Annotated in this window: 16 protein-coding genes; 13 read left to right on the top strand and 3 right to left on the bottom strand. The window is 70.8% G+C overall.

Features of this window, described 5'->3' with window-relative positions; genetic code table 11:
• Window positions 1-59: 59 nt before the first annotated feature.
• From A3CQ_RS0103270 to A3CQ_RS51285, 4 genes are all read left to right on the top strand, one after another.
• Entirely contained in the window at window positions 60-410 is a 351-nt protein-coding gene (locus A3CQ_RS0103270; RefSeq protein ID WP_026205237.1) for a CATRA system-associated protein, read from the top strand.
• Window positions 411-532: 122 nt separating this feature from the next.
• A complete protein-coding gene (locus A3CQ_RS0103265; protein WP_020509481.1) occupies window positions 533-1,744 on the top strand; it encodes an MFS transporter in 1,212 nt (403 codons plus the stop codon).
• A 31-nt stretch (window positions 1,745-1,775) separates the two neighbouring features.
• Window positions 1,776-2,648: an alpha/beta fold hydrolase gene (locus A3CQ_RS0103260; RefSeq protein WP_040431268.1), complete on the top strand. Its 873-nt coding sequence runs from the start codon at window positions 1,776-1,778 to the stop codon at window positions 2,646-2,648.
• Between the two features lie 54 nt (window positions 2,649-2,702).
• Window positions 2,703-3,215 carry a HEAT repeat domain-containing protein gene (locus A3CQ_RS51285; RefSeq protein ID WP_020509479.1) on the top strand — a complete coding sequence of 171 codons (513 nt, stop codon included), beginning with the start codon at window positions 2,703-2,705 and terminating at the stop codon, window positions 3,213-3,215.
• Here the strand turns inward: A3CQ_RS51285 and A3CQ_RS0103250 are convergent.
• Window positions 3,212-4,165 (bottom strand): NAD-dependent epimerase/dehydratase family protein, encoded by a 954-nt coding sequence (locus tag A3CQ_RS0103250; protein ID WP_020509478.1) that lies wholly within the window; start codon window positions 4,163-4,165, stop codon window positions 3,212-3,214. The genes A3CQ_RS51285 and A3CQ_RS0103250 overlap by 4 nt on opposite strands.
• Before the next feature lie 46 nt (window positions 4,166-4,211).
• On the opposite strand from A3CQ_RS0103250, the gene A3CQ_RS0103245 reads away from it, so the two are divergent.
• From A3CQ_RS0103245 to A3CQ_RS0103210, 8 genes are all read left to right on the top strand, one after another.
• Entirely contained in the window at window positions 4,212-4,619 is a 408-nt protein-coding gene (locus A3CQ_RS0103245; protein WP_020509477.1) for a VOC family protein, read from the top strand.
• 255 nt (window positions 4,620-4,874) lie between these two features.
• On the top strand, window positions 4,875-5,561 hold the full coding sequence (locus A3CQ_RS51280; protein ID WP_020509476.1) for an Ltp family lipoprotein: 687 nt from the start codon (window positions 4,875-4,877) through the stop codon (window positions 5,559-5,561).
• Between the two features lie 59 nt (window positions 5,562-5,620).
• Window positions 5,621-6,670 (top strand): pYEATS domain-containing protein, encoded by a 1,050-nt coding sequence (locus A3CQ_RS60460; protein ID WP_157295229.1) that lies wholly within the window; start codon window positions 5,621-5,623, stop codon window positions 6,668-6,670.
• Between the two features lie 186 nt (window positions 6,671-6,856).
• Entirely contained in the window at window positions 6,857-7,285 is a 429-nt protein-coding gene (locus tag A3CQ_RS0103230) for a hypothetical protein (RefSeq protein WP_245576980.1), read from the top strand.
• 97 nt (window positions 7,286-7,382) lie between these two features.
• On the top strand, window positions 7,383-9,425 hold the full coding sequence (locus tag A3CQ_RS0103225) for an AAA family ATPase (protein ID WP_020509473.1): 2,043 nt from the start codon (window positions 7,383-7,385) through the stop codon (window positions 9,423-9,425).
• 78 nt (window positions 9,426-9,503) lie between these two features.
• Window positions 9,504-10,880, top strand: coding sequence for an FAD-dependent oxidoreductase (locus A3CQ_RS0103220; RefSeq protein ID WP_026205236.1), 1,377 nt, complete (start codon window positions 9,504-9,506; stop codon window positions 10,878-10,880).
• 42 nt (window positions 10,881-10,922) lie between these two features.
• Entirely contained in the window at window positions 10,923-11,273 is a 351-nt protein-coding gene (locus tag A3CQ_RS0103215; protein ID WP_020509471.1) for a PadR family transcriptional regulator, read from the top strand.
• Window positions 11,270-12,343 carry a hypothetical protein gene (locus tag A3CQ_RS0103210; protein WP_020509470.1) on the top strand — a complete coding sequence of 358 codons (1,074 nt, stop codon included), beginning with the start codon at window positions 11,270-11,272 and terminating at the stop codon, window positions 12,341-12,343. The genes A3CQ_RS0103215 and A3CQ_RS0103210 overlap by 4 nt, the downstream gene beginning before the upstream one ends.
• Before the next feature lie 19 nt (window positions 12,344-12,362).
• Here A3CQ_RS0103210 and A3CQ_RS0103205 read toward each other — a convergent pair whose 3' ends face one another.
• Together A3CQ_RS0103205 and A3CQ_RS0103200 are read right to left on the bottom strand one after the other, a co-directional pair.
• Window positions 12,363-13,025, bottom strand: a complete 663-nt coding sequence (locus A3CQ_RS0103205) for a response regulator (protein WP_020509469.1) — start codon at window positions 13,023-13,025, stop codon at window positions 12,363-12,365.
• Complete coding sequence (locus A3CQ_RS0103200; RefSeq protein ID WP_020509468.1) at window positions 13,013-14,167, bottom strand: sensor histidine kinase; 1,155 nt, start codon at window positions 14,165-14,167, stop codon at window positions 13,013-13,015. The genes A3CQ_RS0103205 and A3CQ_RS0103200 overlap by 13 nt, the downstream gene beginning before the upstream one ends.
• A gap of 130 nt (window positions 14,168-14,297) precedes the next feature.
• Here A3CQ_RS0103200 and A3CQ_RS0103195 point away from each other — a divergent pair, with 130 nt between their 5' ends.
• Window positions 14,298-14,720, top strand: a complete 423-nt coding sequence (locus tag A3CQ_RS0103195; RefSeq protein ID WP_020509467.1) for a DUF6069 family protein — start codon at window positions 14,298-14,300, stop codon at window positions 14,718-14,720.
• Window positions 14,721-14,722: the final 2 nt, after the last annotated feature.

Raw genomic sequence — 14,722 nt, 5'->3', positions numbered from 1 at the left:
GCGGTCCTGCTGTTCTGGGCGTCCTGGCAATGAGCTCGCCGCGGTGGCCCGCGACACCGGTGACGGAGGTGCTTGCCCTGCTGGACGACGTGGGGTCCTGGCGGCTGCCACCGCAGCAATGGGAATCGGTCGCCCAAATTCTGCAGGAGCTCGCCGACGCGTACGCCGTCGGTGATGCCGACGCGTGGGATGCCGCCGTCGCCGACCTCAGCCCACGAGGACCCGTACGGATTGTGCGTATCCGACATGTCGCACCGATCGGAGTCCCGCGCGAGGTTCTCGACCGGTGCAGCGTCTTGGTGCACACCCTGAACGGCCGGCCCGTCATCCGCGCCCCGAAGAACGCCAGCAGCGACGAACCGGGAGGAATCGAGGGCCGGCACACCGGCCCGACCGCACCGCCAGGGTGACGTGCGAGCCAAGTTGTCCAGTTCCTCTCCACCGCGGTCCGGGGGACCCGTAGACCTGAGACGGCCAAAAATCCGGCCGTCGATTCCCTGACTACCGCAGGCGGCGAGAGGAGTAGCCGGGGATGCTCGTGTCGTGGCGGCCCCTGGCCGGGTTGCTGGTGGCCCAGGCCGGTGCGCTCACCGCCAACCGGATCCTGCTCGTCGCCCTTCCGTGGCTGGTCCTGACCGCGACCGGCAGTCCGACCGAGACCGGTCTCGTCGTGTTCTGCCAGGTCATGCCGTTCGTCGTGATCCAGGCGCTGACCGGGCCGATCCTCGACCGGGTCGCGCCGCGGCGGGTGAGCACCGCCGGCGACCTGACCTCGGCGGCGGCGATCACCATCCTCGCTATGCCCGGCGATCGGCCGTTGTGGTTGCTCATGGCCGTCGCCGCGCTCATCGGCGCCGCCGACGGGCCGGCGACCGCGGCCAAGGCCGTGCTGCTTCCCACCGCGACCAGCGGGGCCGGCCAGCCGCTCGAACGCGGCACCGGCCTGGCCACGGCGGCCGAGCGAACGGCGACCGCGGCCGGGCCCGCCCTCGCCGGTCTGCTGATCGCCGCGTACGGGGTTCCCGCCGCGCTGTGGTCCGCGGTCGCCACCCTGCTGCTCGCGGCGGTTGTGCTGCCGGCGACCACTGCCGCCACCCGCCGTCCGGCCCCGACCGGTGACGCCTACCTGACCCGGCTGCGCCACGGCGCCGTTTTCCTGCGCGGCGACATGTCGCTGCGGGCGATCGTCACGATGATCGTCTTCACCAACTTCGCCGACCAGGCCTTCCTGACCGTCCTGCTCCCGGTCTGGGCCCGCAGCGCCGGTCACGGCGCTGCCCTGGTCGGTGTCGCGATCAGCGGCTTCGCCACCATGTCGATCGGTACCGCTCTGCTGGCCGCCTGGATCGGCCATCGCCTGCCCCGCCGCGTCGCCTACCTCGCCGGCTTCGTCACCAGCGGCGTCTCCCGCATCGTCGCGCTCGCGGCCGGTCTCCCGCCCAACGCCGTCGTGGTCGTCTTCGCCATCGCCGGGCTCGGCTCCGGACTGGTCAACCCGATCATCAGCACGCTCACCTACGAGCGCATCCCGCCCGAGCTGCTCGGCCGGGTGCAGACCCTGATCACCGCGTGGGCCTGGGTCGGCATCCCGTTCGGCGGCCTCGCCGGCGCCACCATGCTCGCCGCCACCGGGCTCAGCATGTCGCTGTGGACCTGCAGTTTCGCGTACCTGATCGCCGTGCTCCGCCCGGGCTGGCGCGTCCAATGGCACGCGCCCGTGAAGGTCGCCGTCTCCCGGGAATGACGATCGGCCCGGCGAGGGTCACGCTGGTTGCATGACCGCGAGCACCGCATCACACGGCCACGTCCAGATTGCGTACGAGAGGGAAGGGCCCCCGGAGGGTGAGCCGCTCCTGTTGATCATGGGTGTCGGGTTGTCCATGGATTTCTGGCCCGAGCGGTTCCGGGGGCTGCTGATCGAGCGTGGTTTCGCCGTGGCCCGGTTCGACAACCGCGATGTCGGCCGCTCCACCCACCTGACCGGTCTCGGCGCGCCGTCCCTGCTCGCGGCGCTGGCCCGGCGCTGGCGCGGCTACACCCTCGCCGACATGGCCGGCGACGCGGTGGCGGTGCTCGACGCGCTGGGGTGGGAGAGCGCGCACGTGGCCGGCGTCTCGCTGGGCGGCATGATCGCGCAGACCCTCGCCGCCCGGCACCCCCGGCGCGTACGCAGCCTGACCTCGATCTCGTCCACCCCGTCGCCGCGGATCGGGCGGCCGTCGCCGCGCGCGCTGCCGGTCCTGCGATCCGGGCCCGAGCCGGACCGCGACGCGGCGGCCGAGCGGATGGTCCGGGTCTTCCGGATCATCGGGTCGCCGGGCTATCCCCACCCGGAGGCGGACATCCGGACCGCGGCCGCCGGCTTGTTCGACGTGGCGCACGATCCGGCGGGCGTCCGTCGGCAGCTGGCGGCGGTCGTGTCGGCCGAGGACCGCCGCCCGATGCTGCGCCGCCTGCGGGTGCCGGCCCTGGTCGTGCACGGCGACGCCGACCCGCTGGTCCGGCCGTCCGGCGGCCGGGCCACGGCCCGCGCGCTGGCCGGCGCCCGGCTGGTGACCTATCCGGGCATGGGCCACGACCTGCCCGACGAGCTCCAGCCGAGCATCGCCGACGAGATCGCGGCCGTGGCCCGGCGCTCTCTGCGCTGACCCGCCCGGCCTATCATCGTCGATCGCAGGGGTTCGGTGAGCGGAAGGTCTGGGGTGCACGAGAATCGTTTCATCGACCTGTTTCGATCAACGCCCGACGATGACGTCAAGGTCGAGGCGATCGTCGCGCTCGACGAGCATGCCGCCGACCCGCAGGTGATCGCGTTCCTCACCGTGGTGACCGCTGACCCCGGCGAGTACGACCTCGCCCGCATCGAGTGCATGAAGATCCTGCGCTTGTGGCCACCGCCGGCGCCGGACGCCCGTCGCGACGCGGGGCGAGCCATGGCCGCGGCGCTGCGGGACGACGACGAGCTTGTCCGCCAGTACGCCGCCATGTCCCTCGGGCCTTATCTGGACGACCCGCCGGTCTTCGAGGCGCTGACCGCCACCGTGCTGCACGACGACGACCTCGACGTACGACACAACGCCCTGGCCGCGATCGCGGAGGCTGGCCCCGCCGACCGCCACGCCGACCTGCTCCGGCGACTGGCCGGCGACCCGGAGCTGGCCCGCGCGGCCGCTCGGACCTTGGATCGGTGGTCCGGCGAGGCACCGCTCCGCTAGCCGCTCGGTCGGCCGTGGTAGGGCGACAGTCGCAGGATCGCGCGGCGCGCGAGCGGGCCGACCAACGGCACCAGACGCCGCTTCCAGCCGAGACTCGCCGCGATGGCCTCGGCGATATCGGTGAAGTCGTGGCGCTGGTAGTGCAGGAGTGCCTCGCTTTCGGTGGTGTCGATCCAGTCGGTCGCGTAGACCGCGTCGCTGAACGCCCCATCTGGCAACGGCGGGACACCCATCGCCGCCAGCAGCCGGGTCAGGTACTCCCGATACGTGAGCTGGCACGAGGATCCCCCGCCGACGAACAGTGTCCGGCCCCAGACCTCCGGCGTTTCCACCGCGTTGGCGATGGCCAGGCCGGCATCGTCGGCGTGCAGCGCCTCGATCCGGTTGTCCAGCCCGATCTCGAACATGATCGGGTGTGGGTCGCGCACGCCAAGGATCGGAACGTCGGCGAACCGGAAGATGCACCAGGTCAGGCCGGACTCCCGGATCAGCCCTTCACATTCGATCTTGTGTTCCGTGTACGGGTTCGTCGCGACCAGTGGATCGTCGACGCGCCGGGGCGGCGGCTTGTCCAATGTGTACCCATGGACGTCGAAGGTGGACGTGAACAGCAGCCGAGGTGGCGCCGGCTGTGCCTGGCACGCCGCCACGACGTTGGCCGTTCCGTCGACGTTGACCGCACGGGCCCGTTCCGGCTCAACGTCCGCCTCCGGCGGGATGACCGCCGCGAGGTGGACCACCGCATCCACGCCGTCGGTCGCGCGCAGGACCGTGGCGGCGTCGGTGACGTCGCCCCAGACAACCTCGACGCCCGGCGGCAGGTCGCGCGCCGCGCGCCGCTTGGCCGTGGTCGGCCGCTCGAACCAGCGCACAGTGTGGCCGCGCGCCACCAACGCCGGCAGCGCGTGCGACCCGACGTTGCCGGCCCCACCGGTCAACAAGACCTTCACGTGACACCTCGGCTGTCAGGGTAGCCGTTCGACGTAGCCTGCTCTCATGAGTAGCGGGCCCGCGCGCTTCGGCGGCCGAAACGACGTGGTCCTGGCGGTCGTCATCGACTGCCTCGACCTGGACCGGTCGGCGACCTTCTGGTGCGGCGTGCTCGGCTACCGCGCCGAGCCCAGCTCCCCGGGCCGCTACCAACAACTGCTACCGGCCGACGGCAACGGCGTTGAGCTGCTCCTGCAGCGGGTCGCCGAAAGCAAGGTCACCAAGAATCGCTTGCATCTGGACCTACGAGTACCCGACCTCGAGTCCGAGACCGCCCGAGTACTGGCGTTGGGCGCCCGCCGTGTGACCACCGACCCGATCGAGGAGTACGGCTGGACCTGGCACGTGCTGGCCGACCCCGGCGGCAACGAATTCTGCGTCCTCCAGCCGCCCCCAGAACCAACGACGACCTAGAGCGACCCGCACCCGGACTGCGTCATCCCCCCGGTCTGCCGGACAGCACCAACGGCATTGACGAATCGGTCGTGAAGCTGCCGCCCGTGTACGGGCGACGGATGGATTCGCCGGCGTCGGCATTTAGCCTGGTGACGGCCGGGTTCGAATGGTGGGCCCGAATGCGCTGCCGCTGATCCGGCCCACGCGCAAGGAGAATCGCTCATGTCTATACCTATGCCTGATTGCACGCGCGCATCGGCCCCGAAGAAGAAAATGAGCCGGGGCAAAAAGGCCGGCCTGGTCGGCGGCGGCGTACTCGCCGGTCTGGTCATCATCAGCATCGCCGCAGGCGGACACGACGAGACACCCACCGCCGCGCCCGCTGCGGCCGCCACCACCACAGCGGCGGACTCGACCACCGCACCGACGGCAGACCAGGAAGCAATCGACACGCTCGGCTCCACAGAACCGCCGACCATCGAGGCCACCGAGACCGTCGCGGAGCCGGCCCCGGAGCCCACCAAACAGCTGACAGAATCCCAGCAGAACGCCGTCGACAAGGCAACCGACTACCTGTCGTTCTCGTCCTTCTCCCGCTCCGGACTGATCAAGCAGCTCAAGTTCGAAGGCTTCACCACCAAGGACGCCACCTTCGGCGTGGACGCGCAGAAGGCAAACTGGAACGAGCAGGCGGCCAAGAAGGCAGCCGAATACCTGGAGAACGGCTCCTTCTCCCGCTCCGGACTGATCAAACAGCTCAAGTTCGAAGGTTTCTCCACCAAGGACGCCACCTTCGGCGTGAACGCGCAGAAGGCCAACTGGAACGAGCAGGCGGCCAAGAAAGCGGCGGAGTACCTGGAGTACAGCTCCTTCTCCCGCTCCGGGCTCATCGAACAGCTGAAGTTCGAAGGCTTCTCCACCGGACAGGCCACATACGGCGTCAAGAAGGCCGGGCTGTAGCACCTTTGACCGTCGGCACGGCGGAAACTAGGCTTCACGGGCCTGACCCGCCGAAGTGGATGACCGAGGATCTGTTGATGAGCTGGGCGTCTGTTGCAATCGGGCTCGGGGGAGTCGCGGTGGCCCTGTTGACGCTTGCGTTGACGTATCGGTCGCGATTCAGTCCGTACCAGCAGAAGCTGTACGAACGTCAGCTGGACGCTGTGACCGAGGTCCTCCAGGCACTCGGCAGATATCACGACGAGGGGCTCACCATTGTCGACGGACCGCCAGGTGCCCTGGCGTCAGATGTTGATCGTCGTGCGGCGGTCACCGATGCCAAGACCGCGTTTTTCAAGTCTTACCGTCGTTGGAGTGTGGTTATTCCACAACCCATGACCGAAGAGGTCACGGCTTATCTGCGAGTCATAGAACAGCTTGTCGCCATGCCGAGTGGACCTGGCGACAAGGATGTGGACAGGCCGGGCGGTGAACGGCTGGCATCAGCCTATGCCGCCGTCGTCGGGGTGGCGCAACGTGAACTGCGCGTCAAGACCTTGAGCGATAGAACACTGAGTTCCATAGAAACTATGTCTGCACAAACGACCGGGATGTCCGTCGCCATCGATCCGCTCTATATCAAGGCCGTCGCCGAGCGGCCGCTGTTCGAGAATTTCGTCGACGAGGCTCAGAAGACGACCGGGTCGACCGGGGTCGAGGACCGCAACAGGGACATCGCTTCGGCACGCGACGCGCTTTACGTCGAGAACCGCAATCTGTTCCTGATTCATGCATGGCGTCCCTCGTCCGAGCCGCAGCAGGTGGTGGACATCTCGATCCGGATCGTGGAGCACGAGCGCCGGGGCGCCTGGCCGAAAGCTGGCCAGGCCAGCATCGAGAGGCCACTCACCGATGGGCTCATCGAGAAGGTTGAATACTATCTCGGTTCGTCGTTCCGCGGAACATTCGTGAAGGTCGACCCGGCCTCCGGGTTCCGGCTCGACGTGTCGGCATACGGGCCGGCGCTTTGCATTGCGAGGGTCCATTTCAACGACGGCAAGCCGCTCGTCGAGCTGTCGCGCTACCTCGATTTCATCGTCGCCGACCCTGCGCCCGATCACCCAGCGTGACCTAGGACCGTCCGTCCTCCCGGAGCCGCCGACACGACGGTTGGCATCGGGTCGGCGGCCGGGGAAAGTGGCTTCATGACGTGCATCGTCGGGATTACGGATGGGCGGGTCGTCACCATTGGTGGTGACTCGGCGGGAAGCGACGGGTGGCACGTTGCGGTGCGGTCGGATTCCAAGGTGTTTCAGGTGGGGCCTTACCTGATGGGGTTCACGACCAGCTATCGGATGGGTCAGCTCCTGCGTTATTCCCTGGACGTCGGGGAGCCCGACACCTGGGACGTCGACCGGTTCATGGCCACCACGTTCATCGATGCCGCCCGCGAGTGCCTCTCCAAGGGCGGCTATGCCCGGACCGAGGACGGCCAGGAACAGGGAGGACAGTTTCTCGTCGGCATTCAGGGTCGCCTCTACGTGGTCGGCCACGACTATCAGATCGGGCACACGATCTCGGGTTACGCCGCGGTGGGGTCCGGCTATCTGGTCGCCCTGGGGTCGCTGCACTCCACGGCCAAGTCGCCCGTCAGCAGCCGGGAACGCGCGGTGATGGCACTGGAGGCAGCGGCCGAGCTCACCGAGGGTGTGCGGCCGCCCTTCACGGTGGTGCAGTCGGAGTAAGAGCGGCCGGGGCTGTCAGAAATCCGCGCACGCGGGACGGCCGGGCGAGCAGCGGTCCTACGGTGTGGTAGGGAGCAAGTGGGCCGGGAGGTGCTCGATGCGTGGCGCGGTCGCAGGTCGGATCGAGGCCGCTCGCCGGGCCTCCTTCGCGGGCCGGGTCGAAGAGCTGGAGTTGTTCGAGGCGGCGCTGGAGGGCGACGAACCTCCGTTCACGCTCCTGTTCGTGCACGGGCCCGGTGGCGTGGGGAAGACCGCGTTGCTGCACCGGTTCCGCGAGATCGCGGAGCGGACCGGGATACCGGTTGCCCGCGTCGATGGGCGCGACGTCCAAGCCACTCCGAACTGTTTCGTGTCTTCGCTGGCCGCGGCGCTGGAGGTCGACGGTGACCCGGTCGGGGCGTTCGACCCGGACGGACGTGCCGTGTTGCTGGTCGACACCTACGAGTCCCTCACGGCGATCGACGAGTGGCTGCGGGACGAGTTCCTGCCCCGGCTTCCCGAGCGGACTCTCGTGGTACTCGCGGGCCGCCGGCCCCCGGCGCCGGCCTGGCGGACCGACCCCGGATGGCGGGACCTGCTCCGGGTGCTCGCACTGTCCAACCTGCGCGACGGCGAGGCGATCGGATACCTGCGCTCGAGGGGCGCGCCGGCGCGGCTGCACCGGGAACTGGTCGATCTCACCCACGGCCATCCGCTGGCGCTCGCCCTCGCGATCGATGTCCTTCGCCAGGGCGATGGCGGGGCGCTGTTCGAACGGATGCACGCACCGGACGTCGTGCAGGCCCTGATGCAGCGGTTCGTGGACGAGTTGCCGACCGGGCGACACCGGCATGCCCTGCAGGTGTGCGCCGAGGCGAGGACCACGACTGAGGCGGTGCTGCGTGCGGCGCTCGGCGAGGAGGATGTCCACCCGCCGTTCGAGTGGCTGCGCGAGTTGTCGTTCGTCGAGTGCGGACCGTACGGGCTCTTTCCGCACGATCTTGCGCGCGATGTCCTGGTCGCGGACCTGACGTGGCGCGACCCGGAGATCCGGACGACGCTGCACCGCCGGATCCGCATGCATGCGGTGTCGCGTCTGCGCGCGGCACGGGGACGCGCGGAGCAACTAGCCGCCCTCGACTTTCTCTTCACCGAGTACAGCGATCCGTTGTTCCGGCGGTACTGGACCCAGTGGGACACGATGGGCCAGGCGCTCGGCGAGCCCGCGCAACCGTCGGACCGGGCGGAGATCGTGGCGATCGTGCGCCGGCACGAGGGCGCCGCATCGGCGGCGCTGGCCGCGCACTGGTTCGACCGGCAACCCGGGTCGTTCGTCGTCTACCGGCACGGGCGCCGGGTGATGGGTTTTCTTGCCTGGCTGTCCCTGCACGATGCCCGCCCGGCGGACGTCGAGTCGGATCCGGGGACGCGCAGCGCCTGGCGGTACGCCATGGACGCCGCCGCGCCGAAACCGGGCGAGGAGGTGACCATGGTCCGCTTCCTCATGGACCGGGACCAGTACCAGGGGGCTTCCCAGATCTTCAACGTCGGGTCGGTGCACCACGTGTTGCACGTGCTGCGCCACCCGCGGCTGAGCTGGGACCTGCTGATCGTGGCCGACGCCGACTTCTGGACACCGCTGTGGACCCACGCCGGCTACGACCGCGCGCCGGACGCCGATTTCGAGGTCGGTGGGCGTCGCTTCGCCGCGTTCGCGCGCGACTGGAGGACCGCGCCGCTGCCGGCCAAATGGGCCGACCTGCTGGGGGAGGCCGTCCCGGCCGCCGCCGGCGCGCCCGTACCGCCGGAATATGAACGGCACGTCAGGCAGGCCCTGCGCGATCTGCGCCGGCCCGATCTGCTGGCCCGCAACCCGCTGCTGAGCTCGCGACTCGTCCTGGCCCGCGGCGGCGAGCGGCCCGCACCGGCGGTCCTGGTGGATCTGGTGAACGAGGCCGCCGAGAAGCTGCGGCAGCACCCACGCGACGAGAAGCTCCACCGGGTGCTCGACCGTACCTACCTCCGGCCGGCACGCACCCAGGAACTCGCCGCCGAGCTGCTGGGGCTGCCCTCGAGCACGTATCGGCGGCACCTCACCCTGGCTGTCGGCCGCGTAGTCGCATGGATGTGGAAGCAGGAGAGCGAACAGACCGGCCGGTGAGCGCAAACCGAGCGTTTTCTGGTCTGTGAACTGAGCTGCTTCCCGGTACACGCTGCATCGCGAACAGGAGGTGTCGCGATGACGCGGACAAATGGAGACCATGCCCTGGTGCTCGGCGGCGGCATCGGCGGCCTGCTAGCCGCACGGGTCCTGGCGGATACGTACGACCGGGTGACGCTGATCGACCGCGACCGGATGCCCGTTCCCGGCGAGCACCGCCGCGGCGTCCCGCAGGGGCGGCACGTGCACGGCCTGCTCGCCCGCGGTCAGCAGATCCTGGAGGAGCTGTTCCCCGGGTTGACCGCCGAACTGATCGCGCAGGGTGCGCTCGCCGGCGACCTGCTCGCCAACTGCCGCTGGTATCTCAACGGCCACCGGCTCCGGCAGACCGACAGCGGGTTGACCGTCCTGTGCGCGCGCCGCCCGCTGCTGGAGGGGACGGTCCGGGCCCGGGTGCTCGGCCGGGCCGACGTCACGCTGCGCGAGGGTTACGACATCGTCGGGCTGACCGCGACACCCGACTCCCGCCGGGTGACCGGTGCGCGGATCATGGGCCGGTCCGACGACGGCACGGCCGAGGACGTGGCTGCGGACCTCGTCGTCGACGCGACGGGCCGCGGGTCCCGGCTACCGCACTGGCTCGAACGGCTGGGCTACGACGCGCCGCCCGAGGAGCGGATCGGGATCCGCCTCGCCTATGCCACCCGCGCCTACCGGCTGTCCGCCGATGCGTTGGGCGGCGACCTGGTCGTCATCAACGGCGCCACCCGCGAGCAGTTGCGCGGCGGCCTCGTCCAGCTGGTCGGCGGGGAAACGGCGCTGGTCACCCTGACCGGGCGGCTCGGCGACGTTCCGCCCGTCGACCCGGACGGGTTCCTGGCGTTCGCGCGCAGCCTGCCCTTTCCCGACATTCACCGGTCGATCCGCGACGCCGAGCCGCTGGACGACCCGGTGCCGTTCCGGTTCCCGGAAAGCGTGTGGCGCCGCTACGACCGGCTGCGCCGCATGCCGGCCGGCCTGCTGGTCATCGGTGACGCGGTCTGCCGGCTCAATCCGCAGTACGCCCAGGGCATGAGCGTGGCCGCGCTGGAGGCGCTCGTTCTGCGCGAGCACGTGCGCGCCGGCGACCCGGATCCGCGCGGATTCCTCCGGGACCTGGCCCGGGTGCTCGATGGACCGTGGAAGATCTCGTCGGGCGCCGATCTCGCGCTGCCCGGCGTCGAGGGGCGTCGGACCCCGGTGGGCCGGGTGATGAACCGGTACGTGTCCCGGCTGCATGCCACCGCCGCGTCCGACGCCGAGGCCGCCGCGTCGTTCGTCCGCGTGGCCGGTCTCGTCGACCCTCCGGGCCGCTTGCTGCGCCCGGCCCTCGTCGCGCGCGTCCTGCGCGGCACCGGCTCGTCCGACGGCGTACTCCGGTCGGGTGTGATCGGCGAGTCCCCGGCGATCCGTTGACCTGGTTTCGAAGATACCTTCGCGTCCGATATATTGCCCGGCATGCCTGATCCCCTGCGGGAACCGACGTTCCTGATTCTCATGGCGCTGGCCGGCGAGCCACTGCACGGCTACGGCCTGATCGCCGAGGTCGACCGGCTGTCCGAGGGCCGGGTCGCCTTGCGCCCCGGCACGCTCTACGGTGCCCTCGACCGCCTGTGCGACGACGGCCTCGCCGCGCGGGACCGCGAAGAGGTTGTCGACGGCCGGCTGCGCCGCTACTACCGGCTCACCCCGGACGGCGAAGCGGCCTTGCGGGCCGAGACCGAGCGCATGCGCCGGCACGTCGCGGCCGCCACCGCGCGGCTCGGACGCCCCGGGAGCGCCGCGGCCCCGGCCGGAGGTCCGGCGTGAACGACGACAAGCTCGCGAGCTCGTACGGCCGTCTGCTGTTCGCCTATCCGGGGAAGTACCGGCGTGAGCGCGGCCGGGAACTGGTCGACATGTACCTGGAGATGGCCGGCCCGCGGAGCCGTCCCCGCCTCTCCGACGCGGTCGACCTGCTGCTCGGCGGGATTCGGCAATGGCTGCGCGTGCTCCGGCTCGGCGGCCTCGCGGACGCTCTGCCCACCGCCGCGGTCTTCGCGCTCAGCACGCTGACCGCGTTGTCGGTCTATCTCCTGGTGGCGTTCGAGTTGCGGGGCGGCCGGTCGACGGACGATCCCGGCTCCTTCGGCCCGTTCGCCACCTTCTTCGCCTGCGCGTACCTGGGATGGCTGGTGACCTCGGTCGTCGCGGCGGTCTCGCCGGGGCGATTGGCGCGGATCTCGGCCGGCGTCACGCTGGTCCTGGTCGTCGCCGGTGTCGCGGTGCGCGCCGTGCACGCGCCGGTGCCGGATCTGCCGGCCTTCTTCCCGCTGGCATTCCTCGCGCTCGGGCTGGTGGCACTGCCCCTGCCCGCCAACCCCTCCCGGGCTCTCCGGCTGGCCCCGCTGGTGGTCGCGGTCGTCGCCGGCGTTGCCGCCAAGGCGCGTCTGCCGCTGCCTTCCGCCAGTGTCGACCTGGTCAATGGCACGACGAGCATGTGGGATCCGCCCGCGGCCTCCTACGCCACGTGCTGCGATTACCGCGTACCCGCCACGTACGCCCTGCATCTGGCGGCCGTGGCACTGATCGCCGCCGCGGTGGTCCACGCGCTGGCACAGGCCGCCCGCGGCCGGGCCCGTGGCGCCTGGACTCTGCTGATCGTCGCCACCCCCGCCACCGCGCTGACCTCGGTGTGGTTGCACGACAACGTCGAACCGTTCCGGCAGTTCGCGTACCGGATCACCGGCTGGAACGAGATCACCGTTTGCATCGTGGGCCTGCTCGGCATGGCGATCACCGCCGTGGCGGCTCCGCTGATCATCAGTCTTCTCGCCCATCTCACCCCGCTCATCGCGCGGTTCGTGCGATTCGCCGGCGGCGGATGGCGCACGCAATGAGCCGATCGAGGAGACGCGGTCAGGTGAGGCCGGCGTCGTGGGCGAGCAGCGCTATCTGCGTACGGTTGTCGAGGTCCAGTTTGGTCAGGATGTGGGAGACGTGGGTCTTCACCGTGCCCAGCGTCATGTCGAGCGCCGCGGCGATCTCCGCGTTGTTGTGGCCCCGGCCGACCGCCACCACCACGTCGCGCTCGCGCGGGCTCAGCGTGGCGAGAGTCGCCTTGGCGCGAGCGTAGGCGCCGGCCTGGACGGCGACCCGGTCCATCAACCGCCGGGTGATGCCCGGCGACAGGATCGGCTCGCCGGCCGCGACCTGCCGGACCGCCTCGGCTATCCGGGCCGGCGGAGTGTCCTTGAGCAGGAAACCGCTGGCCCCGGCCCGCAGCGCGTGCAGGATGTTCTCGTCGGTGTCGAAGGTGGTCAGCACGATGATCTCGGGCGGGTGCGGTCGCGCCCGCAGGCGCCGGGTCGCGGTGATCCCGTCGACGCGTGGCATGCGCAGATCCATGAGTACGACGTCGGGGGCGTGCGCGTCGGCGGCGGCCGGCACCTGGTCGCCGTCCGCGGCCTCACCGACCACGGAGATCCCGGGCGCCCCGTCCAGCATCATCGTGAGCCCGGCGCGGACGAGTGCGTCGTCGTCGACCACGAGCACGCGCACCGGCTGAGTCACGAGGGCCACGGTATCAACGCGTGCAGCCGGAACTCGCCGCCGACCTCCTGATGGTCGAGCTGCCCGCCGGCCAGGTGCACCCGCTCGGTGAGGCCGACCAGCCCCGCGCCCCCGGACCAGCCGGGCGCCGCGGGCTGCGGCAACAGCCCATTGCGTACGTCGATCTCCAGTCCTTCGCCGGGCCCGCCGCGCAACGCCACCCGGACCACCTGCCCCGCCGCGTGTTTCCGGGCGTTGGTCAGGCCCTCCTGGACGACCCGGTACGCCGTGCGGGCCACGGCCGGCGGCGCCTCGGCGGGCTCCTCCACGGTGTCGCGCAGCTGCACCTCGGTCCCGGCTTCCCGGGACTCCTCGACCAGCCGCGGCACATCGGTCAGCACCGGCTGCGGGCGGCTGCCGTCGCCGTCCTCCGGGGCGTCGTCACGCAAGAGCGAGATCACCTCGCGCAGCTCCTCGAGGGCCTGGTGTACGCCGGCGCGCACCACCCCGGCCGCCCGGGACAGCTGCTCGGGGGAGGAGTCCGGGCGGTACTCCATCGCGCCGGCGAACGTGGCCAGCAGGGACAGCCGGTGGGCGAGGACGTCGTGCATCTCCCGAGCGATCTTGCGGCGTTCCAGCATGCGCGCCTCGGCGACCCGGCGGCCCTGCTCCGCCTCGGCGCGGCGGGCCCGCTCGTGCAGCGAGCTGATCAGCGCCTCCCGGGCCCGCGCCCAGGCGCCCCAGCCGAGCAGCGCTCCGTAACCGACGGTGATCAATACCAGCCACCATCCGTACGACATGCCGCCGTTGGGTCGCCAGGCGCCCTGGATGGCGTGCGCGCCGATCCCGCCCACCGCCGCCGCGATCCCGATCGGGAAGCGCCGGCGCCGCGTCACCTGGACCGCGCCGATCGTGGCCGGTGGGGTCGCGGCCGGCGACACCGCGGCGAGCGCGGTCAGCACGGCCGTGGCGGGAACCGGGCGCCACAGCGTCAGCGGCGTCAGCGCCCAGCTGAGCACGCCGGCCACCAGGTCGAGGGCGAAGAGCGGGCCGAGCGCGCGGCCGGCCCACCAGCCCACGATCGTTCCCCCGATCAGCGCGCCGGAGACGGCCGTCAGCGTGACGACGGCCGCGGCCCGGGGAGGGCGGTCACAGTCTTCGGAGCTGTCCACGCCGCGAGACTAACCAGCAGGTGGCGGCCGGCGACACTATCCAAAGTCGTACGGCGGCCTTGCTTAGGAAAGCCTGCGCCCGGTCGGCGGCCCGATGTGCGGGCCACCCCGGATCGCGACGCTTGTCGGCATGACGAACGACATGAAGCAGATCAAGACCACTTCGACCGTACGACGTGCCGGCCGCGGCGTGGCCGTCGTCGGCGGAGCGGCGAGCGCCTTGATCCTCTGGGCCGTCAACGACCCGTGGGGAGGCATCGACCTCGCCGTCCGCCAGGGCGGAACCGTCCAGCACGTGGGCCCGGCCACAGTCGCGGTCACCGCCCTGATCGCCGGTCTGGCCGCCTGGGCGCTGCTCGCCGTGCTGGAGCGGACCGTCCGCCGGCCCGCTCGGACGTACCGGATCATCGCGTCGATCCTGCTGGTGCTGTCGCTGGCCGGGCCGCTCGGCAGCGGCGTCGGTATCAGCTGCAAGCTGGTGCTGCTCGCCATGCACCTGACCGTCGGCGCGATTCTGATCATCGGACTGCCTGGCCGTCGTACCAATCGATAGGT

Origin of the sequence: Paractinoplanes globisporus DSM 43857, from assembly GCF_000379645.1 — a bacterium.
In the GTDB taxonomy this organism is placed as follows: domain Bacteria; phylum Actinomycetota; class Actinomycetes; order Mycobacteriales; family Micromonosporaceae; genus Actinoplanes; species Actinoplanes globisporus.
Note: the sequence above shows the minus strand (reverse complement) of the source record. Positions and strands in the feature narration are given on the sequence as shown.